Raw genomic sequence first — 22,387 nt, 5'->3', positions numbered from 1 at the left:
TTGTTAATTGAGTATGAAATAAGTGTCGTACATTTTAACTACTTTGCCAAATTGAAAACCAATAAAATGCATGAAACATTCAAAATAGATGAAAATAACTATATTCAACAATTAGATAGCTCGTTTCTAAAAAAGAGAAATATTTGTTTAGGTATAAAACGTGATGATTTACTCCATCCGCTAATAAGTGGCAATAAATGGCGTAAATTAAAATACAATTTAGCGCATATGCAAAAGATAAATAAAACAGAGCTTCTGACTTTTGGTGGTGCGTTTTCAAACCATATTCACGCCTGCGCAGCCGCAGGAAAAGAATTTAATATAAAAACTCATGCGATTATTCGCGGACCAGAACTGGATAACAACAACCCAACAATCCAATTTGCAAAACATTGTGGTATGAACCTACATGTTGTTAATCGTATAGAGTATCGAAAACGCCAAGACACCGATTACCTTAATGCTTTGCAAGAGCGCTTTCCAAATGCTTATATCATTCCTGAAGGTGGTACAAATGAGCACGCTTTATTAGGATGTAAAGAGTTAGTACAAAGCTTACCCGAACATAACTACTTAGCTTGCCCTACAGGTAGTGGTGGCACGCTTGCTGGATTAATAGAAGGCAGTGCTTCAACAACACAAGTTATTGGTATAGCGGTATTAAAACAAGCTGATTATTTAAATCAAGAAATAAAAAAGCTCAGCGCTAAAGCTAATAATCAAACTAACTGGCAGTTACTCACAGAGTTTCATGGTGGTGGTTATGGAAAATTTTCACCTGAGTTATGGCAGTTCTGCCAAGATATAGGCCGCACACACAACCTACCGCTTGAGCCTATTTATAGCGGAAAAATGGTGTATGCATTGTGGCAACTTATTGAGCAAGATTATTTCCCATCTGGGAGTAAGATTATTGCGGTCCATACCGGCGGACTTCAGGGGCTAAATGGTCTTAAATATAGAGGCTTAATTTAATGAAATACCGCTTGCGTAAACTCTTGAAGTGGCTCTGAAAAGTAAAACCCTTGAGCTCCAACCACTCCCAACTTGGCAAGCGTAAACAACTCTTTTTGAGTCTCTACCCCAACGGCATATACGGGTAAATTTAAAAGGTTTGCGGCTTCGACTATCTTTTTTATTTGCCTTTGATTTTGATTTTTTTCATTTAACAAATGAATTAGATCGTATGATAATTTAAGCCCACATACTTGGTTATAATCAGCTAATACAGCTACTTTCTCACTGCTTTTTACATTATCAATTACCATTTGTGAACGGCTTTTTTTAATTATATTTAGTGCATTAGTTATCGATTTTCTATGAGTAAAAAATTCTGTCTCGCTTATTTCAAATTGTAATTTAGCACTTAATTTAAGTTCAGCTATTTGACTAGGTAGCCACTCCCAAAATACATCGTTAAACCAATTTTTAGGGTGCAGATTTACACTAACTGTTTGAGCCGAAGATTCACTCAGCATTAGCTTTTTAACTTGTGTTATTACGGCTTTATCTAATATTAAAGCGTCTTGATTACTATAAACCTGATTAATAAAATAACGAGCAGCTAGTAATCCAAGTTGGCTATGCCTAACCCTAATAAGCGCTTCATGTTGTAAAATCTCCCCACTAGAGAGCTCAAATAAAGGCTGGAAGAATAATATAAACTTATTCTTTTTAATATTTTCGATAACCTGTTTACTCGAGAGTGGTTTTTCTTGGTAATAATTTAACGCTAAGCGGTGATAGTGCTGTACTGAGCTGCTTTGCGATAGCATAAGTGCTGATTTTGCTAACTGATAAACCGCAATTTTATCTGCGCCTACTCGATAGTCGCACGCACCTATTTTAATGTTTTTATGAGTCATACTTTTTTGGTAATTTTGGCATAGTAAAAACACGCTCTGATGAAGCTTTTCAACGTAGCTGTCTAACTCGGGAGTAGATATATGTGGCAAGGTGATGGCTAAGTAATTGGAATTTAGTATTTTTACCGACACATCTTTAAATCCAGTCAATTTTCTAGTGATTAACACTTTAAAAATAGCTTCTTTATCGGTTTTCTTATCAAAGTCACATTCAATGAGTAAAAATAAGCTATGTGATGCTCTATTAACCCCATACAAAGAACTTAATTCGCATTTTTTTACTTGTTTAATTAATCGTATTTTATTTTGTTTTTGTTTAATAATTTTAGTAGGTTGTATCATTGTATTTTTGGGCGTAATTTTACGACTTACATTCAATAACCCCCACCAGCGATAAGACCAGCCAGCGGCGCCTAATATGATCAAGTTTAGCAATATAAATAAGTAACTTTGTGTTACCCAAGCAGGATAGTGATAGAGGCTCAGATTTAATGTTTTGTAAGAAAAAACTTCGCGCTCTATATTCACTAAATGCTTAAAATGCTCTGCAGGCTTTGGCACTTCCAACATAAAACCTTCACTTTTAGCTAATGCAGCCAACGCTTCATTGTTCATAGAAGGAGATAAATTCAGCTCGTAAACGTGTTTAACGAACTGCTGCCCAGAAGCATGAACTTTTTGATGTAATGCATCATTTAAAATAAAATTAAAACTAATAAGTATCATTAAAAATAAGACAAAAGAGATACCTTTGAAGTACTTGAAAAGCCAGATTTTACTCTTTTGCATAGCCTGCCACTCGTTAAATTATTAACTAAAGTGTTGTTCAATATCTATAGAAGTACAAGGCTATAAACTAAGTTTAAACGTTTATTAATAGTGCTAAACAAAAAACACTCAGATAAACGAGAACTTACATAAACAAACAACTATGCCCTTTATTTTATAAATAGATTAAATTGAATCCTCAAGCTTAAGCGCGTTTTGTTTGTACTATATGCAGCGAAGCTGTGTGCTTTGTTTATAGTGCCTAACTCACTAACTTCTGACATTGATAATTCAACCTTTGCTGAAATAAACATATGGGAAAAGGATGTATGAGATTTCATATAGCAACCGGTGAGGAAAATTCTATTTTATGAATTGTCTTTTTAAGTTATCCAAAATAGGCTCAAGCCAACGGACGATATTACGATAGGTACTTAATATGGATAATTATTAAATCACTTTAACGGCTCAGTTATTTAAACAGCGGATTATAGTTTCACGTAGATTTTTAGCTTTAATAGGCTTTGCAACATGCGCGTTCATGCCAATGGATAAGTATCGTGTAATATCATCTTTCATAACATTAGCTGTTAAAGCAATTATTGGAATATTTGCGATTGCTTTATCACTATCGTTACGAATAATTTTACTTGCCTCAACCCCATCCATAATAGGCATATGAATATCCATCAAGATAATATCGTACGATTGCGATTTCACGGCTTGAATACATTCGAGTCCATTGTCGACCAAATAAATTTGAGCATCCGCATTTTCTAGTATGTTTGTAACTATTAGTTTATTGATCGAGTTATCTTCCACAACTAATATTTTGATACCTGCTAGCGACTTTTCACTTACTGCATTTACCACAGGCACTTCATTCAGAGAGCCTACTACTTTACTTTCAATCGCCTCATACAAAACACTCGTGTATACAGGTTTCTGCAAAATAGTTTTTATACTTACTTTTTTGGCTCCATTATTTAGTAAACTTTCGTCACTCATTATAAGCACAATAGTGTTGGCATAAAGTTGAGGGTTAATATTAAAAATGCGTATTAAAAAAGTTTCGCTACTCATTGATGGCATTGCCCAGTCGACAATAATAACTTTAAATTTCTCTTTATTGTGTTCAATAATATCAATAGCTTGTTTAGCAGATTGACAGGCCGTACATGCTAGCCCCATAGCCGTTAGCTGATTTTCAATTACCTTAAGATCATCTTCATTATCATCTACAATTAGTACTTCAAACGCATCAGTAAAAGTTAGGTTAGGAGTATCATCAATTAACGCTTGGTTATTCAGTTTCACCTTAATTGAAGCTATAAATTCACTACCTACACCTTGAGTGCTTTTTACCGTTATATCTCCCCCCATCGATTGGCATAAACGCTTACTTATAGTTAAGCCTAAACCTGTGCCGCCAAACTTCCTGGTTGTAGAGCTGTCAGCTTGAGTAAAAGATTCAAATAAATCGGCAAGGCTTTGCTCGGCAATGCCAATACCTGAATCTTTAACAATAAAATACAAACAAACACTCTTAGGATCGGATAATGATCTTTTTGATTCTATTAATACCGATACAAAGCCCTGTGTAGTAAATTTAATTGCGTTAGAGCATAAATTTAGCAGTACTTGGTTTATTCGAACTACATCACCAATTAAATTGAGTTTGACCTCTTCACCAATGACAATATCAAATGTGATCCCTTTGCTTTGAGCTAACTCATCAAAAGTTGCTTTGATGTAGTCAACAACCGAATTTACAGAGAAAGGAAATTCTTCAAGGTTAATGTTTCCAGACTCAATTTTTGAAAAATCTAAAATATCGTTAATAACTACAAGGAGTTGATCTGAAGAATATTTAATTTTATTTAAATAATGTTCATATTCCCCAGGCAAACCTTTTTCGAGCAAAATGTTGGTTAAGCCAATAATCCCACTCATAGGCGTTCTAATTTCATGACTCATATTTGCTAAAAATTCAGACTTAGCGGATGTCAGCTTTTCGGCCTCGTCTTTGGCTTGCAACAGTTCTTCAGTACGCTGATCAACGCGAGACTCTAATCTTTGCTTTTCTTCATCAAGCTCTTTTAAAAGTTGGATGCGGCGTTGATTTAAAAACAATACGAAAACTAAAAAGCTGCTAAGAATACAGATAATCGCAGTAGCGCTGTAAATCAATGTTTTATTTTGCTCAAAATAGGTTGGCTCGTAATAAGATATAATCGACTTTTCTGGCAAGCTTTGTGAAGCTATATCGAACTTGTTTAATTGACGCCAATCGTAAGCATAAACACTTAGTTCTTCACCACTGATTGCACTTAGGCTTTTATTTTCATTGTATAAAATTATCGAATCGGCAATACGTGCGCCTATTTTTTCACCCGACAACACATACCCACCAACAACACCTGAACCTAATAGTACCTCCCAATAACTAAAAACGGGCGCTGAACTTGCTTCAGCTAATCGCTCTACTAGCTGATAAGGGCTAAGAGATTTATTATCGTAATACCTGAAAATGGGTGTAAACAATATAATTGAATCATCTGGCGCATTTTTTATTCTAGTGAGTAGCTCTGGCATTGAAAGATCAAACCACTTTTCTACGTCTAAATACGAAAAGTCACGGTTAATAACCGAAAATAGCCCTCGATAAAAGCTCATCCCAATATCATTTTTTGTATCTAATATAACGATTAATTTTTTAGGCTTCATTAAATTAACAGCGCTTGCTGTTGCTTGCGCGTAGTCTAATTTAGCTTGGATCACTGCTCCATTGGTGCTTTCAGGTAAACTAAATTGAGCGCCTGGTTCTAAATATATTCTTGGAGCATTTATAAAAAAATCATCTAATTGCGATAAAAGTACAGCTGCAGAAGGCGACTGAGTAACAATGATATCTATATGCTTATTTTTATATTTTTGCTTAAGGTAGTCCTTCATTAACTGTTTTTGATTTGCTTCATCAAAGCGGTTTACATCCATATTTTCAACGAAGAGCTCATAACTAAAAGAACGTTCTATAAGTTTTTTACGCAGTCCAGAATCAACACTTTTGTGCCAAGGCATATCTTGGTTTGTTGAATTTATAAATAAAACATGAGTAACATTTGAAGAAGATTGAGCGTTTGAAATTGGACTCAAAAATAGAAAAACAAGAAATAAAAATAAGATATTAGTTTTCATGTTTCTCATTGTGCAATCAAGGTAAAAGTCTTTTAATGGTAAGTGTTAACGATATATATATCAATTAAAGATAATGTAAATTTCACCATAATTTAACATGCTTACTAATACTATTTCATTTTATTGCTTAATGACGATATTCATTGATAGTTCTTGGGTGTCCTCACTGAACAACCCGTATAAAAAAGCCCCGTATGAACGGGGCTTTTCTGTAATAAATCTTTACACTTTAAAAGTTCCAGAACTAGAACGGGATATCGTCGTCAAAATCAATGGTCGGTTCCATTGGGTTTGATGCACCACCTTGCGGGGCGTTTTGCGGTTTAGGAGCGAAGCCACCTTGCTGTTGTGGTGCACTTTTTTGCTGTGGTGCATAACCACCTTGAGGCTGATATTGATTACTTTGCTGCTGTGGTGCTGGAGCCGGTTTTGGTTGTGCTGCTGGTGCGGCTTGTTGCTGTGGATTATAGCCACCTTGCTGTGCGCCTTGACCTTGGTTATTTTGACCGTAACCACCACTTTGTTGGCCACCTTGCGGCTGATTACCTTGGTAACCACCACCTTGTTGGCCGCCTTGATTACCTTGATAACCACCGCTTTGCTGATCGCCACCGCGTGCGCCAAGCATTTGCATTTGACCTGTAAATCCGTCAACTACAATTTCAGTTGTGTATTTTTCTTGGCCTTGTTGATCGGTCCACTTACGTGTTTGAAGTTTACCTTCAACATAAATTTGTGAACCTTTACGACAATATTCACCAACAATTTCAGCTAATTTGCCAAAGAATACAACACGATGCCACTCAGTTTTATCAACCATTTGGCCAGTGTTTTTATCTTTATAGCTATCCGAAGTTGCTAAGGTAATATTTGCTACACCGTTACCGTTAGGCATATAACGAACTTCAGGATCTTGCCCTAAATTACCAACCAAAATTACTTTGTTCACACCGCGTGCCATGGAACCATCTCCTATAAATGTTAGATTAAACCAGCGACTTTACGCGCTTGGTCTAGGTCAAATTCTTTATCATTAATCTTTAAATAGCTGCGACTTTCATCGCGAACCACAGTTGCTTCTATTACGCCAGGTAAAGCAACTAACTGAGAAGCAAGTGTTTGAGCATGCTCTTCAGAATCTAATTTGGTCATTAAACTAATAACTTTACTTTTGGGTGGGACTTGCATTTTCCACGCAATAATAAGCCATATTAACCCAACAAGTGCCGCTGCCGCAAACACAGCTTGCGTCGTTGTCGTTTGTGCTACATAACCACCTAACATACCGCCTAAAAAGGCGCCTAAAAACTGACTAGATGAGTAGCCACCCATTGCTGAACCTTTTTGGCTTGCAGGTGCTATTCGCGATACAAGCGCAGGCATAGTGGCCTCTAAAAAGTTAAACGCCACAAAATAAAGCAGCATACACACAGCAATGCCTACTACACTATTAACCCATACCGACATTGCTAACATACTAATAGTTAACAAGGCTACTGAGCCAATAAATGCTTGTTTTTCTTTCTCTTTTTTAATGGCTACAATCATTATTGGTACCATTAATAAGAATGCTAAAAATAGCACTGGAATATATAAATACCAGTGATGGTCTGCAACCAAGCCATCTTTAATTAACTGGCTCGGCAGTACGACAAATATAGTGGTTAGTGTTAAATGTAATAGCAATACACCTGCATTTAATCGTGCTAACTGAGGATGCTTAATTAGTTTTTTAATGTCGCTAAAGCTTGCTAATGTATCACCTTTGGGTGCTTTATTTACCGCATTTGGCACTAGCATGGTCACTATAAATATACCAAAAACAGCTAAAATAGCAGTTAACCAAAATACACCAGCAATACCCCACGAAGCAGCAACAATTGGCCCAAGTAACATAGCAAAGGCAAAGCTCATTCCTATGCTCATACCAATAACAGCCATTACTTTTGGTCGTTGCTCATCGCGGCTTAAATCTGAGGCAAACGCAAGTAGCGCACTGGCTATTGCGCCCATACCTTGTAGAGCGCGGCCTACGGTAACCATTTGAATAGAGTCAGCTAATGCAGCAACTACAGAGCCAATAGCAAATACGACTAAGCCACCAACAATAACCTTTTTACGACCAATTTTATCGGATAAGCGACCCATAGGTATTTGTAATACGGCTTGCGTTAAACCATACGCACCAATAGCAAAACCAATCCAAATAGGCGAAAAACCTTCAAGCGATTGTCCATAAATAGCCAATACAGGCATCAGCATAAACAAGCCGAGCATTCTAAATGCAAACACACTCGCCAGCGATACTGCGGCGCGCTTTTCTCGTGAATTAAGTGAAGATGCGGTCATTATCTGCGTGATCTTACTCTATGAAAAATTGAGGTTGGGATTCTACCATAAGCTTGGCAATAATTAATCGCCTATAAGTAAGGATTTTTCATTGATCAAGGATTAATATTGCTTCGTATTATGCGATACTGAGTAAATAATTTTGGTAATAAACGAGATAGCATGGAAAACATTGAAGTCCGAGGCGCCCGTACGCATAATTTAAAAGACATCAGCCTAACCATCCCACGTGATAAATTAATAGTTATTACTGGTCTATCTGGTTCGGGGAAGTCATCACTTGCATTTGATACACTTTATGCAGAAGGACAACGCCGGTATGTTGAATCACTCTCTGCGTATGCAAGACAATTTTTATCGCTTATGGAAAAGCCTGATGTAGATCACATCGAAGGCCTCTCTCCTGCAATTTCTATTGAGCAAAAATCAACGTCTCATAACCCACGCTCTACGGTGGGTACTATTACCGAAATTTACGATTATTTACGACTTATGTTTGCCCGCGTTGGCGAACCACGATGTCCTACACATGATTTACCACTTGCTGCGCAAACAGTGAGCCAAATGGTAGATACTGTTTTGGCACTGCCTGAGGGCAGTAAATTAATGCTGCTTGCGCCTATAGTAAAAGAGCGTAAAGGTGAGCATGTTAAGTTATTAGAACAGCTATCGAGCCAAGGTTATATTCGCGCCCGTATAGATGGTGAAGTATGTGACTTGTCTGATCCACCAACACTTGAGCTTCATAAAAAACATACTATAGAAGTAGTTGTAGACAGATTTAAAGTAAAAGATGGCTTACAACAACGCCTAGCAGAATCGTTCGAAACCGCACTTGAAATGTCTAATGGCGTGGCACATGTAGCATACATGGATGATAGCAGCGCTGAAGAAATTCTATTTTCAGCAAACTTTGCCTGCCCTACTTGTGGCTATGCAATGACTGAACTAGAACCGCGTTTGTTTTCGTTTAATAACCCTGCTGGTGCGTGCCAAACCTGTGATGGTTTAGGTATACGTCAATATTTTGATCCTAATCGCGTAGTGCATAACCCAGAGTTAAGCCTTGCTGGCGGTGCAATTAAAGGCTGGGATAAACGCAGCTTTTATTACTATCAAATGCTACAAGCCGTTGCTGAGCATTATAGTTTTAATTTAGATGTACCTTATCAAGATTTAGACAGCGACTCGAAAAAAATTATTTTAGATGGCTCTGGTAGCACTAAAATTGCGTTTAATTACCGTAACGACCGTGGCGATTTAATTACGCGTAATCACGAGTTTGAAGGCGTTTTAAATAACATGAATCGCCGCTACCGCGAGACCGAGTCAAACTCTGTACGCGAAGAACTTGCTAAATACCAAACAAGCCAAGCGTGTCCTAGCTGTCATGGCTCGCGCTTACGCGAAGAATCTCGAAATGTATTTATTGGGCAAACCAATTTACCAGCAATTACATGCATGAGTATTGGTGAAGCTATGGAATTTTTTGAAGGGTTAACGCTAACCGGACAAAAAGGCCAAATAGCTGAAAAAATACTAAAAGAAATTCGCGACCGTTTATCATTTTTGATTAACGTTGGCCTAAATTACTTATCACTTGAACGCAGCGCCGACACACTATCAGGTGGTGAGGCTCAGCGTATCCGCTTAGCGAGCCAAATTGGTGCCGGCCTTGTAGGTGTAATGTACGTACTAGATGAGCCATCTATTGGATTACATCAACGCGATAACGACCGCTTGCTACAAACACTGGTCCATTTACGCGACTTAGGTAACACCGTTATTGTAGTAGAGCACGATGAAGATGCTATTCGTGCCGCTGACCATATTATTGATATTGGCCCAGGCGCGGGCGTTCATGGTGGGCATATTATTGCTCAAGGAACACGCGACGATATTTTAGCAAGCAAAGAGTCTGTTACGGGCCAGTTTTTATCTGGCGTACGTAGAATAGAAATACCAAAAGAACGTCATCCAACGAACGACAAATGGCTAGAGCTATTTGGCGCAACAGGTAATAATCTTAAAAATGTGGATTTAAAAATCCCATTTGGTTTAATGACCTGTGTGACAGGTGTATCGGGCTCGGGTAAATCAACGCTAATAAACGACACTTTATTTAAACTTGCTCATACAGAGTTAAATGGCGCAACAACAGCCGAAGCGGCATCGTATAAATCAATTAGCGGTTTAGAGCATTTTGATAAAGTGATCGATATTGATCAAAGCCCAATTGGTCGTACTCCGCGTTCAAATCCGGCAACCTACACAGGTATATTTACCGGTATTCGTGAGTTATTTGCAGGTACGCAAGAAGCGCGCTCACGTGGCTACAAAGTAGGTCGCTTTAGCTTTAACGTTAAAGGCGGACGCTGTGAAGCGTGTCAAGGTGACGGCTTAATTAAAGTTGAAATGCACTTTTTGCCTGATGTGTATGTACCGTGTGATGTATGTAAGAGCAAACGCTATAACCGCGAAACACTCGAAGTACAATACAAAGGTAAAAACATACACCAAGTGCTTGAGATGACTGTTGAAGACGCTCATGATTACTTTGATAAAATACCGGCTATTGCCCGTAAACTTAAAACGCTGATGGACGTCGGTTTATCGTATGTTCGTTTAGGACAAGCCGCTACTACTCTTTCAGGTGGTGAGGCGCAACGTGTAAAATTAGCGCGCGAGCTATCAAAGCGTGATACAGGTAAAACGCTCTACATATTAGATGAACCAACAACAGGCTTACACTTTGCTGATATTGAACAGCTGCTTGTTGTACTTCATCGTCTGCGCGATCACGGCAATACAATTGTTGTTATTGAGCACAACCTCGATGTTATTAAAACAGCAGACTGGGTTATCGATTTAGGACCTGAAGGCGGTGCTGGCGGTGGTGAAATACTCATTGCAGGCACACCAGAAGAAGTAGCCGAATGTGAGCGTTCACATACAGGGCATTACTTAAAACCTCTATTAAATAAATAGAGGTTAAGTTTTGACAAATCAATCGGCATTAAAGTTATTTAACCGTCGAGATTACACTTAATTAAAAATGGCGAGAAGACTCACTTCTCGCTATTTTTTTGCTCTAACTTTCATTTATCAACATAATACCAATCCGCAATAATACTTAATCATTTTGCGGGGCTAAACGTGTCGCTACCTGTGTTAAAAAATTCTCATTTAGACAACTAAATAGCGAATTTTTTGCCTAGCTATCAACACGTTTTTCCACCCTCAAAATAGATCTCTTAATTAAGCGAATTGGTATAACAATCGAAAATGCTATTAAAGAAAAACAACACACTGCTACAAACTTAATCTAGAAAGATAGACACGCCCTAGTCATTCCAACTTATCTGTATTATTTGCATGTCTTTATATTTTGATGCTGTAAAGAAAATATGATTGTTATCACTAATAAAAAATGCGATAGGTTTAAAATCCACATGTACATCTTGTACTGTTTTATCTTCTAAATTAAGCCGAGCAACTCTTGAAATTGCATCAGAGTAGTAAAGGTAATTTCCATTAATGGCAAAAATTTGTGCTTGTCGCGCGTCTTTAGGCAATTCCCAATTCTGTTTATTTGATAATTTAATTAACTGATTATTAGTAATTGCATAGTTAGTACCGTCAGCACCTGAAATTAATTTATTGGCTTTAATATCCTCAAATATAGTTGTGTCTCGCGTTAATAAATTAAACTGACCAAATAGATTTTCTGAACCGCTTCGCTCTAAATAAATTATACTTTCATTATCTTTAGACCATACATAGTTTAGTATCTTTCGCCCTTTAAACTCAGCTATGGTATAGAGCTTGTTCGACATAACGTCAAAAAATGCAATATCACTATTAACTCTTAATAAAACCCGATCTTGCTTACTCGATACCCTTAGTCCACCAATAGCAAAGTTAGATTTCCCTTCATAAGTAAAGTTACTAAGCTGCTTTGTAAGTCCGTTTTGAGATAACCACAACTGACTGCTGCCAGAGCGCTCGGATACAAAAATATGCGCTGGTCCTTTCTCATTAATTACTTCTGCAATGATGTAGTCGTCTTCATCACTTTTGTAGAGTGCCTCATACTCAGGAGCATCGCTAAAAAGATTAGTCGCTTTAATTAACGAAAATGCTTGTGTTTTATTTGCTGAGTAAAAAAGGCTATTAGCAGATTGAACTGCAATATAATAAGGTGAAATTGCTGGGGTAACCGTTAGTGTGCGCTTAATAATATTATTTTTATCAAACACTATGGTTGAAAGCTCAGAGCCTTCAAAAACAATCACGCCTTTATCGTCTGCAAGCCAGTCAAACGCGAAGCTAATTACGCTTTTCTTTGCTTTAAATAACCGCTTAGTTTCATGGGTTTCAAAGTTGTAGCTAAATACAGAAAAAGGCTTACCCTTTTGACTAAGTACATATGCTATTTTACTACCAGAATGAGATAAACGAGGCATGATTACGCCATACATGACGCCTGGTGGTGGGATCACTATGAATTCTTTTTTAAGTTCTAAATCATATTTATATAAACCTGAACCCTCATGCTCATTTTTATATTCGGTGTAATAAATATGCTCACCACTTTCGTCTACTTGCGCATAACCTGTGTATCTAAGGTCACACTTTTTAATTAAGGTAGCCTCTCCTATAACAGGAAATTGGCTTAAATCGACGAGTACCATTTCACACTTTTGCTGCTTTAAGTTGGTCGCTTGTAACAACACAGAGCGCTGATTTAACTGCCACGATAAAATTGATACTTGAAAGCCAGGATAGGTAATTTCAACCTCCCTTTGATCAGATAGTCGCTTTACAAATGCATGCATTACGTCATTTTCAGGTTCAACATTTGTATAAGCTAAATATTGTTTATCTGAAGACATCTCAGGGTGAACCTCACTGCCTATATTCCACGTGCTTGCTACCTTATTAACCGTGATCTGTTTAATCTTTTCACTAGAAGGTGCATTAATAAAAAACAACCCAAACCATATTAAAAAGCACAGGCAAATAATGACGAATAAAGAATAAATCAAAAACTTTTTACTATTCTTTCTTTGAACCGGTTGCGAAATAGTTGCAGTAGCTACTTCTTCATTTTTGGCAGAAATACCCGTTGAGTCAGGAAAAATATTTGTAGACTCTTTAGAAACATTTACTTGCGTTAAACGTTCAGGTATTACTGTTAGGCTATACCCTTTACGGTAATGCGTTTTTAAAAGCGGTGCTTTTTCAATTGGGTGGGCAAGCTGCTTTCTTAACTCTGAGATTGCACGGTTAATCGCATTATCATCAACAAAGCTCTGTTGCCACACACTCTCAATAAGCTCTTGGCGGGAAACGATTTGTTGAGGCTTATCTATAAAGTGGAGTAATAACTTTACTAAAAGTGGATCTAATTCCCTTTCTAAATGGTTTGAAGTAATCACACAGCGATTACTAATAAATTGCCAAGGTCCGATTTGATAATTCATAGTCTTTACGTATTTTTATTTTTATAAACCGTATCACATCTATACTTTATTTTATAGAAAAGCATTTTAAACCTTATATTAGCATTATAATGTTTGAAGCTAACATACTAAATTAAAACAATTATTTACCTTTAAAACCTTATCTATTAATTGCTCATAACTAGATAAGCGACTCTTAATAAATTCAGCGATATTCTTTAAACCGTCATCAACAAGCAGCTTAGTAAAAAATCATTTGTGATTCTAAATTGGCTGCAGTTAAAAATATAAAAGGTTTAATTATGAACAGCACAATGAAAAAAGTACTACCGGCTTTACTACTAGCAACTGCTTTTAATACTACTTCAGTTATTGCAGCTGACACTAAACAAGACACCGTTCAAAATAATTTTGAGAAATGCATGATTGGTGAAAGCATGAAGGCAATTAACCCTGCTAATCAAAAACTACAAAAAACAAACAAAATAGACGCTTCTGAGTCTTTAAAAAACAATGTTGATACACAAACGTTACTTTCTTCACTGGATGAAAAAATATCAGCTGAGCTTGACTCTTCAATGAGCAAAATAAACTCGCAAATTGATAAAAACCTTTCAAAGGTAACATCGTCAATCACTGCATATTTCAGCAATGTGTTATCGAACTAAAAACAATAAAATTAAAAGTTATATTAAGGAATTATCATGAAAAAATTCACAAAAAAATTAGTATCTGCCAGCGTATTACTTAGTTGCAGCCTTTTAGCAAATACAGCACAGGCTCAAAGCTCTGTATGGAAAGTAAGTAATGGCAATGACTCACTATTTATTGGCGGTACAGTTCACATACTACCTAAAGCTGAAATGCCACTGCCCGCTGAGTTTAACCATGCTTATGAACAAGCAGATACAATTATTTTAGAAGCACCCTTACCTGATCCAGCCGACACCAATGCACAAATGCAAATGCTAGGTGCACTATCGTATACAAATAACGAAACGTTGAGTCAAAAGCTAGAACCCCAGGTTAAAGCTTCACTTGAAAATAAGCTTAGCGAGTTTGGCGCTAACCTAGCTAAGTTAGATGGTTTTCGCCCTGCTATGGTGAGTATTGTTTTAATGTCGATGGAGCTTCAAAAGCAAAACTTAATGGGTGAAGGGGTTGATGCTTATTTTACTAAAAAAGCGACTGAAGATAACAAAACAAAAAATTACTTAGAAACAATGGAATTTCAGTTAGAGCTTTATAAAACAATGGGTCAAGGCAACGAAAACGATTTCATTAAACGTAACTTAGCTGAGCTTCACAACTATGGCGATATGTTTAAAGGACTTTTAGCTGCCTGGCGCAAAGGTGATACAGACACACTGAATAAAGTGGCACTTGAAGGTATGCAGAAAAATGATCCGAATAGCTATAAACAACTCATTACAGATAGAAATAATGATTGGTTACCAAAAGTAGAAGCCATGTTTAACAACGACAAAAATGAGTTTGTACTTGTTGGAGTTGGCCACCTTGCAGGACAAGATAGTTTACTTACCTTACTTGAAAACAAAGGCTACAGCGTTTCTTTAGTCAGTGTTGATAGCACGGCAGATATAACAGTAAGAGGGGCTGAATAATGGATAAAACAGACAAACTAGCGATATCGCTACTGTTTCTATTTGGGTCTATCATGTTGATATGTGCTATATAAAAAATGCCGCTAACAAGCGGCATTTTTTTATTTTAATAAACTTACCCGCGAGGAATAAAACCAAGCGCATCGTATACCGATTTTAATGTTTTCTCAGCACGTACACTGGCTTTTTCAGCACCTGATTTCATTATGCTATTGAGTAGGTTTTGATCTTCTCTGATCTCTTTAAAGCGAGCTTGAATTGGCTCAATCATATTTACAACTGCATCAGCTGTATCTTTCTTTAAATGGCCATACATTTTATCTTCATACTCAGGCACTAGGTCTTCTATTGAGCGCTTAGTTGCAACACTTAATAAAGTAAGCAAGTTTGATACACCAGGCTTCTCGCTGCGATCAAAGTAAATACGTGCTTGTTCGTCTGAATCAGTTACTGCTTTTTTAAGCTTCTTCACAATTTGTTTAGGCTCATCTAATAACATAATGTAACCATTTGGGTTTTCGTCAGACTTAGACATCTTTTTAAGTGGATCTTGCAAGCTCATTACGCGTGCACCAAACTCAGGAATGTACGGCTCTGGTAATTTAAATACGTCGCCGTATAAATTATTAAAGCGTGTTGCTATATCGCGAGTCAGCTCTAAGTGTTGCTTTTGATCTTCACCGACGGGTACTTGATCAGCTTGATATAATAAAATATCCGCAGCTTGCAATACCGGATATGAAAATAAGCCCACGTTTACGTTATTTGCATGCTTAGATGACTTGTCTTTAAACTGAGTCATTCGATTAAGCTCACCCATTTGCGCGTAACAATTTAATACCCACGCTAACTGTGCGTGTTCAGGTACTTGTGATTGTACAAATAAAGCAGATTTTTCAGGGTCAATGCCACATGCCGCGTAAAGAGCAATACCATCCAACACTCGAGAGCTCAGTAATTCAGGCTCTTGGCGAACTGTAATAGCGTGTAAGTCTACTAACATAAAGAAACTTTCGTGGTCTTCCTGTAACTTTAGCCACTGGTTAATAGCGCCAACATAGTTGCCTATTGTCATACCACCGGTTGGCTGAATGCCGCTTAAAACTACTGGTTTACTCATGATTTTCCTTTATTTTGCTTAATTAATAATATTTAACGCTGCGTTAGAACAGGTATTATATCTAAGAAGTGATCGCATAGGTACTGTGGATTATAGTCCTTAAGATTTTCACCTTGGTTATAGCCATAACTAAGTGCAATTACGTCTATATTCGCGGCTTTAGCTGCAAGTATATCGCTTTTAGAATCACCTATCATTATTGCTTTATTAGGCTGAGCATTTAGTTTTTTGCAGGCAAATAGCAATGGCTCTGGCGATGGTTTTTTTGCCATGTCGTCACCGCATACAATCACATCAAAATGACTCGTTAGTGCCAGTTTATCGAGTAATTTTTCTGTAAATATTCGAGACTTATTAGTGATTAATGCTTTAGGCATACCACGAAGTGCTGCAAGCCCTGTTTCTACATGTTGATACAAAACACTATACTCACCAACTTGTTGTTCATAGTGTTTATAAAACTCTAATATTGCTTTAGCACTAAGTGACTCATCTAGATGTTCACTCACTTGCATATCGCCACTCAAAGCCCGTTTAACGAGGACCTCAACCCCATTACCGACCCAGCTTTCCACCAAGCGTTGGCTAACAATAGGGAAAGCAAGACCACTCAAGGTTAAATTAATAGCAATATACAAGTCGTAAACGCTATCAACCAAGGTACCATCTAAATCAAATAAGGCGACATCGTACTTCATTACTTAACACTTCCAAGCTGTTTACGCATTTGATCAATCACAACCTTGTAATCTGGTTGATTAAAAATAGCTGAGCCTGCAACAAACATATCAGCACCCGCTTGTGCTGCTGCTGCAATATTATCGACTTTAATACCCCCATCAACCTCTAAGCGAATTTCTCGACCTGATTCAATAATACGCTGTTTTGCTTGGCGTAATTTTTCAAGCGTATGAGGGATAAAACTTTGCCCACCAAAACCTGGGTTTACCGACATTAGCAAAATGGTATCGAGCTTATCAATAACATGGTCTAAATAGCTTAGGCTTGTTGCTGGGTTAAACACTAAGCCTGCTTTACAGCCGTGATCTTTAATTAACTGTATTGTACGGTCAACATGCTCACTGGCTTCAGGATGAAAGGTAATAATTGATGCACCCGCCTCTGCAAATAATGGAATAAGACTATCTACAGGCTTAACCATTAAATGCACATCGATAGGTGCTGTAATGCCGTAATCTCTGAGTGCTTTACACACCATAGGACCAATTGTGAGATTAGGTACATAGTGATTATCCATTACATCAAAATGAACCACGTCAGCGCCCGCATCGAGAACTTTATCAACATCTTCGCCTAACTTTGCAAAGTCAGCAGACAAAATAGAAGGGGCTATTAAATATTTTTGCTCTGGGTTAAACATGATTAACTCCATCAATAAATAGTGTATTGCGTTAATGTAACTTAATTGAAGATGTTACCCAAGTAATATGGCGTAATAGCCCCTATTTCAGGTAACTTTAAGTTTGATATTTAATCAATATTTGCTATGATTAAAAAAGTAACAAATTATTGGATTTCATCATGCGTGCTTTTAAAACTGGGATATTAATTGCGTCGGCATTACTGCTTATCGGGGCGTTTAGCTTTGGTTCAAGCTCTGAGCAAGAATTAAGCTCAGTGGGTAATTGTCATAATACACAAGTGGTAAGTGTTCAAAACACATTAACTACGTGTATTAAAGTTGAAGAAGAGTCATCGTGGTTTTCATGGTTAACTGGCGATAGCCGTAGTGCTCAGTTTCATTACCTCGATTTACTAGAGCTACTTACTAGCTCAGAAGATTCTAAAAACACTCCATCTTTAAAACCTTTATTTTAAATAATGCTGCAACTTTTTAGTGCGTTGCAAAGTGTGCTAGCAGCATTTTTTGGTGTTCAATCTGAAAATAAACGCCAAGTCGATTTTAAACAACACTCTCCTATCTCTATCATCCTAATCGCGATTGTACTATTTATTGCTTTTGTTATCGCAATTTACGCAGTGGTTGCTTGGGTGCTAAATACATAGCCATCAACTCGTCAACTTTATTTCTAGAGCCACCTTTGGGGCTAATAGTGCGCTTTACTTGAATTTGGTCAAGTGATGCTTGGCTATAAATTTTTCGAGTCCATACGGTATCGTGATTGGAAATGAGTACTGGTGTATCATTTTCAAAGGCAGCCTTCTCAGCCAAATTAGCCAAATTAGCCTGATCATCTAAATTAAACCCCCCTTTAGCGTAAGACGTAAAAGAAGCTGTTTTACTTAATGGTACATAAGGCGGGTCGCAATAAATAACAGCATTGTTAGGCACTAACTTAAAAACGTCATCGTAATCTAAACAGGTGAAGGTTGCTTTTTGTGCTTTTTCAGCAAAAAAATACATTTCTTTTTCAGGAAAATAAGGCTTTTTATATTTACCAAAAGGCACATTAAAAATACCTTTTAGGTTGTATCTGCACAGTCCATTGTAACCATGGCGGTTCATGTATAAAAACAATATTGAACGTTCATATACATCACGGCTTTGATTAAACTGCACACGATATTCGTAATAAGCATCTGCGTGATTATTCAAATCAACAAATAACTTTTTAGCATCACTAATGAGCTCATCCGGGGAGCTTTTAAGCTCTTTGTATAAGTTAATTAAGTCTGCATTTATATCGTTGAGAATATAGTGTTTAAAGTCACTATTTAAAAACACAGAGCCTGCACCAACAAAAGGTTCAACCAACGTATCAGCATGCTTGCTAGCTTGGTTTAATCGCGCATTAATGTTTTCAACTAGGCTGTATTTTCCGCCGGCCCATTTAAGGAAGGCTCTACTCTTTTGTTGCATTGGCTCTTTACTTCAATCTGGTGTTGCGCGATTTTACACTAAAGTAGTGTGTTTTACTGATCTACGAGTGCTATTTCTTGCTTTATTTTACTAATTTTTTTATAGAAAGGTTTATTTTTTTTAACCCCAGCAGATAAAGTATCCATTGCTGATTTTGCTTCGTTTATACTTCCAAAACTACCAAATGTAACAACCCACCATATTTTATTATTTCGCTTCGTTTGGTAAGTATGAGTTTGCTGCTGTAGATTGAATTGAGCAATAAAGCTATCGCTAACTTCCTGCTGAGTTACGGCTAATAATTGAATAACACTATTTGTATCTGTTTGCTGCATGTACCATATATTATCTTGGCTACTCTGAGTTTGCTCTGCTGTATTTACTTTTAGAGCTTCAGATTTAACCTCACTTGATACACTGCTTTTATTATTAGTACTAACATCAACATCACTGTCTAGTACGTTAACGGAGTTGGCAGACTCGGTAAGGCTTTGCATGATCGCAGGCACATCATTAATGTGTTCGCGTTCTAGCTTAATAGGTTGCTCAACTACTTTTGGTTTATTTAGGCTCGCTACTGGGTCATTTTTCTTTATAACCGGCTCACTTACTTGCTCTACAGATATTGCTGTATTTACGACTTGTGTTTCTTCCTGCTGATAATACTGTTGCCACCACTGTGTCATATCCGACTTATAAAGTAGCCCAATAATTAAAAGCATAATCAACAGCATCAAAATCAATAGGTGCAATCGCCAAGATACTTTGTCCTTAACGATAATATCGGCTATGTGCTCACTAGGTTGCCAAGCAAGCAATAAACTGGGATTACCTTGAGCCTCAGCTAAAAAAGTACTAAAAACAGGGTCTTCATCATAAGGTAAGTCTGAAAAATACCATTGTAATAACATCTTACTTTCTCGAAGCGTTAGCGGCTCCAAGTAAATTTCAACAGCGTTGTTTAAAGGCAGCTTAGACTGTGAAGCTATTATTATATATAGCGTATTTGGGCTGTTCTTAGAAAGTAACTCAAGCTCAATTAACATCTCATCAGATAATTGCCTACCGCCATCAAGTACCCATAAACATGGCCCACATGGTTGTTGCTGGAGCAACTGGTAATAGTTTTCAGGTAAACTTAAGTTATGATCGATCAGGGGAGAGTTAAAGCTTTGTTCTAATAACTCACTCATTAGCTGAGCGTCAGTCATTTGTGCACTTACTTGCACGAAGGCTTTATTAAAGTCGTTGTATTTATCTGTAATGAAGGTTTCGAGCATATAACTTTTACCTAGCCCAGAAGTGCCAAGTAAAACAATTAAATTTTGCCCGTACTCAAATTGCAGTGCGATTCTATCCACCAAAGCCGCACGGCTTGGTAAAATTTGTGACTGCATTTACTGCTCGATTAAGTCTCTAACTTGATCATCAGATACATTATCAACTAATGCACACTGGCCAAATTGGGTAGGTAGAATAAAGCGGATAGTGCCTTTTTTATTCTTTTTGTCTTTACGCATATGCGTTAAAAACTGCTCGCTAGTCATTTGCTTTGGAATTTCTGTTGGTAAATTATATAGCTCAAGCAGCTTAATAATTCGATCAACTTCGCTTGCGCTTAAATCTTGGCGTGTCTTGGCAAGTTTGGCTGCTAATACCATTCCTGTTGCAACAGCTTCGCCGTGTAACCAAACGCCATAACCCATCTGTGCCTCAATTGCATGGGCAAATGTATGGCCTAGGTTTAACAAAGCTCGTAAGCCGTGTTCTTTTTCATCTTGAGCAACTATAAGCGCTTTTATTTCACAACATCTAAAAATGATATGCTGTAAGCATGCTTCATCTAGTTGCTGCAAATTAGCTACATTTAGCTCTAAATATTCAAATAATTCGGTATCGTAAATCAGACCATACTTAATTACCTCAGCCATACCTGCTGCAAACTCTCGTGCAGGTAGAGTGTGTAATGTTTGCGTATCAATAAAAACCGCTTGAGGCTGATAAAATGCCCCTATCATATTTTTACCTAACGGATGATTTACTGCCGTTTTTCCACCTACCGATGAATCAACCTGTGAAAGCACTGTCGTTGGTATTTGAATAAACGGTACGCCGCGCTGATAACAAGCCGCTACAAAACCAGTTAGGTCACCTACAACACCACCACCTAACGCAATTAGACACGTATCTCGGCCACAGTTATTTTGTAGTAAAAATGCTGATATTTTTTCAAACCATTCCAGTGATTTATATTGCTCACCGTCAGGAATAATAAAAGATAGCGGATTTAGATCAGCTAATGAATCAAGTAACCTTTGCAAATATAAAGGCGCTATTGTGTCATTAGTAATGATGATAGGCCGACAATCACCAATGTGGTGAACCAGGCGGCCATTATCTTGAAGTGCAGATTGCCCAATATAAATAGGATAACTTCGCTCGTCCAAATTAACAGTTAATTTAAGCATGCTTGGCTATTCCTTTATTATTGGTTTTTAAAAATCTAATTTCTCGATGATTTGGTTAGCAACAACTTTAGCGCTTTGCTCATCGGTACGTACAACAAAATCAGCAACTTCTTTGTATAGTGGCTCGCGTTCTTCTGCTAAGCGCTCTAGTACGTTACGAGGTGCTTCTTCAGTTTGCAGTAATGGGCGACGCTTGTCGCGTTGCGTGCGTGCAACTTGCTTCTCTATAGGTGTCTCTAGGTATACAACGATACCTCGAGCCGAAAGCTTGTTCCGGACTTCTTTGCTCATTACTGAACCACCACCGGTAGCAAGTACAATACCTTGCATCTCGGTTAAATCGCCAATAACAGACTCTTCTCGAAGTCTAAAGCCTTCTTCACCTTCAAGATCGAATACCCATGCAATATCTGCACCTGTGCGGCGTTCGATTTCTTGATCAGAATCAACAAATTCAAGGTGTAATTGGTCAGCGATGTGACGACCAATCGTGCTTTTGCCAGCCCCCATGGGGCCAACTAGAAATATATTACGTTTCTCAGCCATATCTTTTAGTACAAACAAACTCTAAAATTTGAAATAAAACCCCGCCTAACGACCTGGCCCCAAAATTAAGGAGGGGATTATCTCAGTAATTGCGGGGGTATTTCAAGTCAATTAGCATAAAAAGCCATATAACGAGCAATT

Annotated in this window: 18 protein-coding genes; 6 read left to right on the top strand and 12 right to left on the bottom strand. The window is 37.5% G+C overall.

Annotated elements, in window-relative coordinates; genetic code table 11:
• The first annotated feature begins 66 nt into the window (after positions 1-66).
• Positions 67-975 (top strand): pyridoxal-phosphate dependent enzyme, encoded by a 909-nt coding sequence (locus BW142_RS15145; RefSeq protein WP_076925414.1) that lies wholly within the window; start codon positions 67-69, stop codon positions 973-975.
• Here BW142_RS15145 and BW142_RS15140 read toward each other — a convergent pair.
• The 4 genes from BW142_RS15140 to BW142_RS15125 form a co-directional block, all read right to left on the bottom strand.
• A complete protein-coding gene (locus BW142_RS15140; protein ID WP_083707591.1) occupies positions 972-2,591 on the bottom strand; it encodes an EAL domain-containing protein in 1,620 nt (539 codons plus the stop codon). The genes BW142_RS15145 and BW142_RS15140 overlap by 4 nt on opposite strands.
• 510 nt (positions 2,592-3,101) lie before the next feature.
• Entirely contained in the window at positions 3,102-5,831 is a 2,730-nt protein-coding gene (locus tag BW142_RS15135; RefSeq protein ID WP_076925382.1) for a response regulator, read from the bottom strand.
• Between the two features lie 244 nt (positions 5,832-6,075).
• On the bottom strand, positions 6,076-6,792 hold the full coding sequence (gene ssb, locus BW142_RS15130) for a single-stranded DNA-binding protein (RefSeq protein ID WP_024598062.1): 717 nt from the start codon (positions 6,790-6,792) through the stop codon (positions 6,076-6,078).
• A 20-nt stretch (positions 6,793-6,812) separates the two neighbouring features.
• Positions 6,813-8,180, bottom strand: a complete 1,368-nt coding sequence (locus tag BW142_RS15125) for an MFS transporter (protein ID WP_010553785.1) — start codon at positions 8,178-8,180, stop codon at positions 6,813-6,815.
• Between the two features lie 162 nt (positions 8,181-8,342).
• Between BW142_RS15125 and uvrA the strand changes: the two genes are divergently transcribed.
• Positions 8,343-11,168, top strand: coding sequence for an excinuclease ABC subunit UvrA (gene uvrA / locus BW142_RS15120; RefSeq protein WP_076925381.1), 2,826 nt, complete (start codon positions 8,343-8,345; stop codon positions 11,166-11,168).
• A gap of 356 nt (positions 11,169-11,524) precedes the next feature.
• Here uvrA and BW142_RS15115 read toward each other — a convergent pair whose 3' ends face one another.
• Positions 11,525-13,666 (bottom strand): winged helix family transcriptional regulator, encoded by a 2,142-nt coding sequence (locus tag BW142_RS15115; RefSeq protein ID WP_076925380.1) that lies wholly within the window; start codon positions 13,664-13,666, stop codon positions 11,525-11,527.
• Between the two features lie 281 nt (positions 13,667-13,947).
• On the opposite strand from BW142_RS15115, the gene BW142_RS15105 reads away from it, so the two are divergent.
• Entirely contained in the window at positions 13,948-14,313 is a 366-nt protein-coding gene (locus tag BW142_RS15105; RefSeq protein WP_076925379.1) for a hypothetical protein, read from the top strand.
• 36 nt (positions 14,314-14,349) lie between these two features.
• Positions 14,350-15,270 (top strand): TraB/GumN family protein, encoded by a 921-nt coding sequence (locus BW142_RS15100; protein WP_076925378.1) that lies wholly within the window; start codon positions 14,350-14,352, stop codon positions 15,268-15,270.
• Between the two features lie 115 nt (positions 15,271-15,385).
• On the opposite strand, the gene trpS is transcribed toward BW142_RS15100, so the two are convergent.
• The 3 genes from trpS to rpe are packed head-to-tail and all read right to left on the bottom strand — an operon-like array spanning position 15,386 to position 17,771.
• Positions 15,386-16,390 (bottom strand): tryptophan--tRNA ligase, encoded by a 1,005-nt coding sequence (gene trpS, locus BW142_RS15095; RefSeq protein WP_076925377.1) that lies wholly within the window; start codon positions 16,388-16,390, stop codon positions 15,386-15,388.
• Positions 16,391-16,422: 32 nt separating this feature from the next.
• Positions 16,423-17,088: a phosphoglycolate phosphatase gene (locus tag BW142_RS15090; protein WP_076925376.1), complete on the bottom strand. Its 666-nt coding sequence runs from the start codon at positions 17,086-17,088 to the stop codon at positions 16,423-16,425.
• Complete coding sequence (gene rpe, locus BW142_RS15085) at positions 17,088-17,771, bottom strand: ribulose-phosphate 3-epimerase (protein WP_024598068.1); 684 nt, start codon at positions 17,769-17,771, stop codon at positions 17,088-17,090. The genes BW142_RS15090 and rpe overlap by 1 nt, the downstream gene beginning before the upstream one ends.
• A 161-nt stretch (positions 17,772-17,932) precedes the next feature.
• Between rpe and BW142_RS15080 the strand changes: the two genes are divergently transcribed.
• Together BW142_RS15080 and BW142_RS15075 are read left to right on the top strand one after the other, a co-directional pair.
• Positions 17,933-18,229 carry a hypothetical protein gene (locus BW142_RS15080; protein ID WP_024598069.1) on the top strand — a complete coding sequence of 99 codons (297 nt, stop codon included), beginning with the start codon at positions 17,933-17,935 and terminating at the stop codon, positions 18,227-18,229.
• Between the two features lie 3 nt (positions 18,230-18,232).
• On the top strand, positions 18,233-18,418 hold the full coding sequence (locus BW142_RS15075; protein WP_076925375.1) for a DUF2970 domain-containing protein: 186 nt from the start codon (positions 18,233-18,235) through the stop codon (positions 18,416-18,418).
• On the opposite strand, the gene BW142_RS15070 is transcribed toward BW142_RS15075, so the two are convergent.
• The 4 genes from BW142_RS15070 to aroK are packed head-to-tail and all read right to left on the bottom strand — an operon-like array spanning position 18,375 to position 22,246.
• Positions 18,375-19,232 (bottom strand): Dam family site-specific DNA-(adenine-N6)-methyltransferase, encoded by an 858-nt coding sequence (locus tag BW142_RS15070; protein ID WP_024589888.1) that lies wholly within the window; start codon positions 19,230-19,232, stop codon positions 18,375-18,377. The two genes, BW142_RS15075 and BW142_RS15070, sit on opposite strands and share 44 nt — an antisense overlap.
• A gap of 53 nt (positions 19,233-19,285) precedes the next feature.
• Complete coding sequence (locus tag BW142_RS15065; protein ID WP_076925374.1) at positions 19,286-20,629, bottom strand: AAA family ATPase; 1,344 nt, start codon at positions 20,627-20,629, stop codon at positions 19,286-19,288.
• On the bottom strand, positions 20,630-21,700 hold the full coding sequence (gene aroB / locus BW142_RS15060) for a 3-dehydroquinate synthase (protein ID WP_024598071.1): 1,071 nt from the start codon (positions 21,698-21,700) through the stop codon (positions 20,630-20,632). It abuts the gene before it with no gap.
• Between the two features lie 27 nt (positions 21,701-21,727).
• Complete coding sequence (gene aroK, locus BW142_RS15055; RefSeq protein ID WP_004589350.1) at positions 21,728-22,246, bottom strand: shikimate kinase AroK; 519 nt, start codon at positions 22,244-22,246, stop codon at positions 21,728-21,730.
• Between the last annotated feature and the right edge of the window lie 141 nt (positions 22,247-22,387).

The sequence above is a fragment of the Pseudoalteromonas sp. EB27 genome, from assembly GCF_001974875.1.
GTDB lineage: Bacteria > Pseudomonadota > Gammaproteobacteria > Enterobacterales > Alteromonadaceae > Pseudoalteromonas.
Note: the sequence above shows the minus strand (reverse complement) of the source record. Positions and strands in the feature narration are given on the sequence as shown.

Coding starts and splice junctions, on each gene's coding strand:
- BW142_RS15145 (WP_076925414.1), top strand. CDS start 67: ATGCATGAAACATTCAAAATAGATGAAAATAACTATATTCAACAATTA.
- BW142_RS15140 (WP_083707591.1), bottom strand. CDS start 2,591: ATGATACTTATTAGTTTTAATTTTATTTTAAATGATGCATTACATCAA.
- BW142_RS15135 (WP_076925382.1), bottom strand. CDS start 5,831: ATGAAAACTAATATCTTATTTTTATTTCTTGTTTTTCTATTTTTGAGT.
- ssb (WP_024598062.1), bottom strand. CDS start 6,792: ATGGCACGCGGTGTGAACAAAGTAATTTTGGTTGGTAATTTAGGGCAA.
- BW142_RS15125 (WP_010553785.1), bottom strand. CDS start 8,180: ATGACCGCATCTTCACTTAATTCACGAGAAAAGCGCGCCGCAGTATCG.
- uvrA (WP_076925381.1), top strand. CDS start 8,343: ATGGAAAACATTGAAGTCCGAGGCGCCCGTACGCATAATTTAAAAGAC.
- BW142_RS15115 (WP_076925380.1), bottom strand. CDS start 13,666: ATGAATTATCAAATCGGACCTTGGCAATTTATTAGTAATCGCTGTGTG.
- BW142_RS15105 (WP_076925379.1), top strand. CDS start 13,948: ATGAACAGCACAATGAAAAAAGTACTACCGGCTTTACTACTAGCAACT.
- BW142_RS15100 (WP_076925378.1), top strand. CDS start 14,350: ATGAAAAAATTCACAAAAAAATTAGTATCTGCCAGCGTATTACTTAGT.
- trpS (WP_076925377.1), bottom strand. CDS start 16,390: ATGAGTAAACCAGTAGTTTTAAGCGGCATTCAGCCAACCGGTGGTATG.
- BW142_RS15090 (WP_076925376.1), bottom strand. CDS start 17,088: ATGAAGTACGATGTCGCCTTATTTGATTTAGATGGTACCTTGGTTGAT.
- rpe (WP_024598068.1), bottom strand. CDS start 17,771: ATGTTTAACCCAGAGCAAAAATATTTAATAGCCCCTTCTATTTTGTCT.
- BW142_RS15080 (WP_024598069.1), top strand. CDS start 17,933: ATGCGTGCTTTTAAAACTGGGATATTAATTGCGTCGGCATTACTGCTT.
- BW142_RS15075 (WP_076925375.1), top strand. CDS start 18,233: ATGCTGCAACTTTTTAGTGCGTTGCAAAGTGTGCTAGCAGCATTTTTT.
- BW142_RS15070 (WP_024589888.1), bottom strand. CDS start 19,232: ATGCAACAAAAGAGTAGAGCCTTCCTTAAATGGGCCGGCGGAAAATAC.
- BW142_RS15065 (WP_076925374.1), bottom strand. CDS start 20,629: ATGCAGTCACAAATTTTACCAAGCCGTGCGGCTTTGGTGGATAGAATC.
- aroB (WP_024598071.1), bottom strand. CDS start 21,700: ATGCTTAAATTAACTGTTAATTTGGACGAGCGAAGTTATCCTATTTAT.
- aroK (WP_004589350.1), bottom strand. CDS start 22,246: ATGGCTGAGAAACGTAATATATTTCTAGTTGGCCCCATGGGGGCTGGC.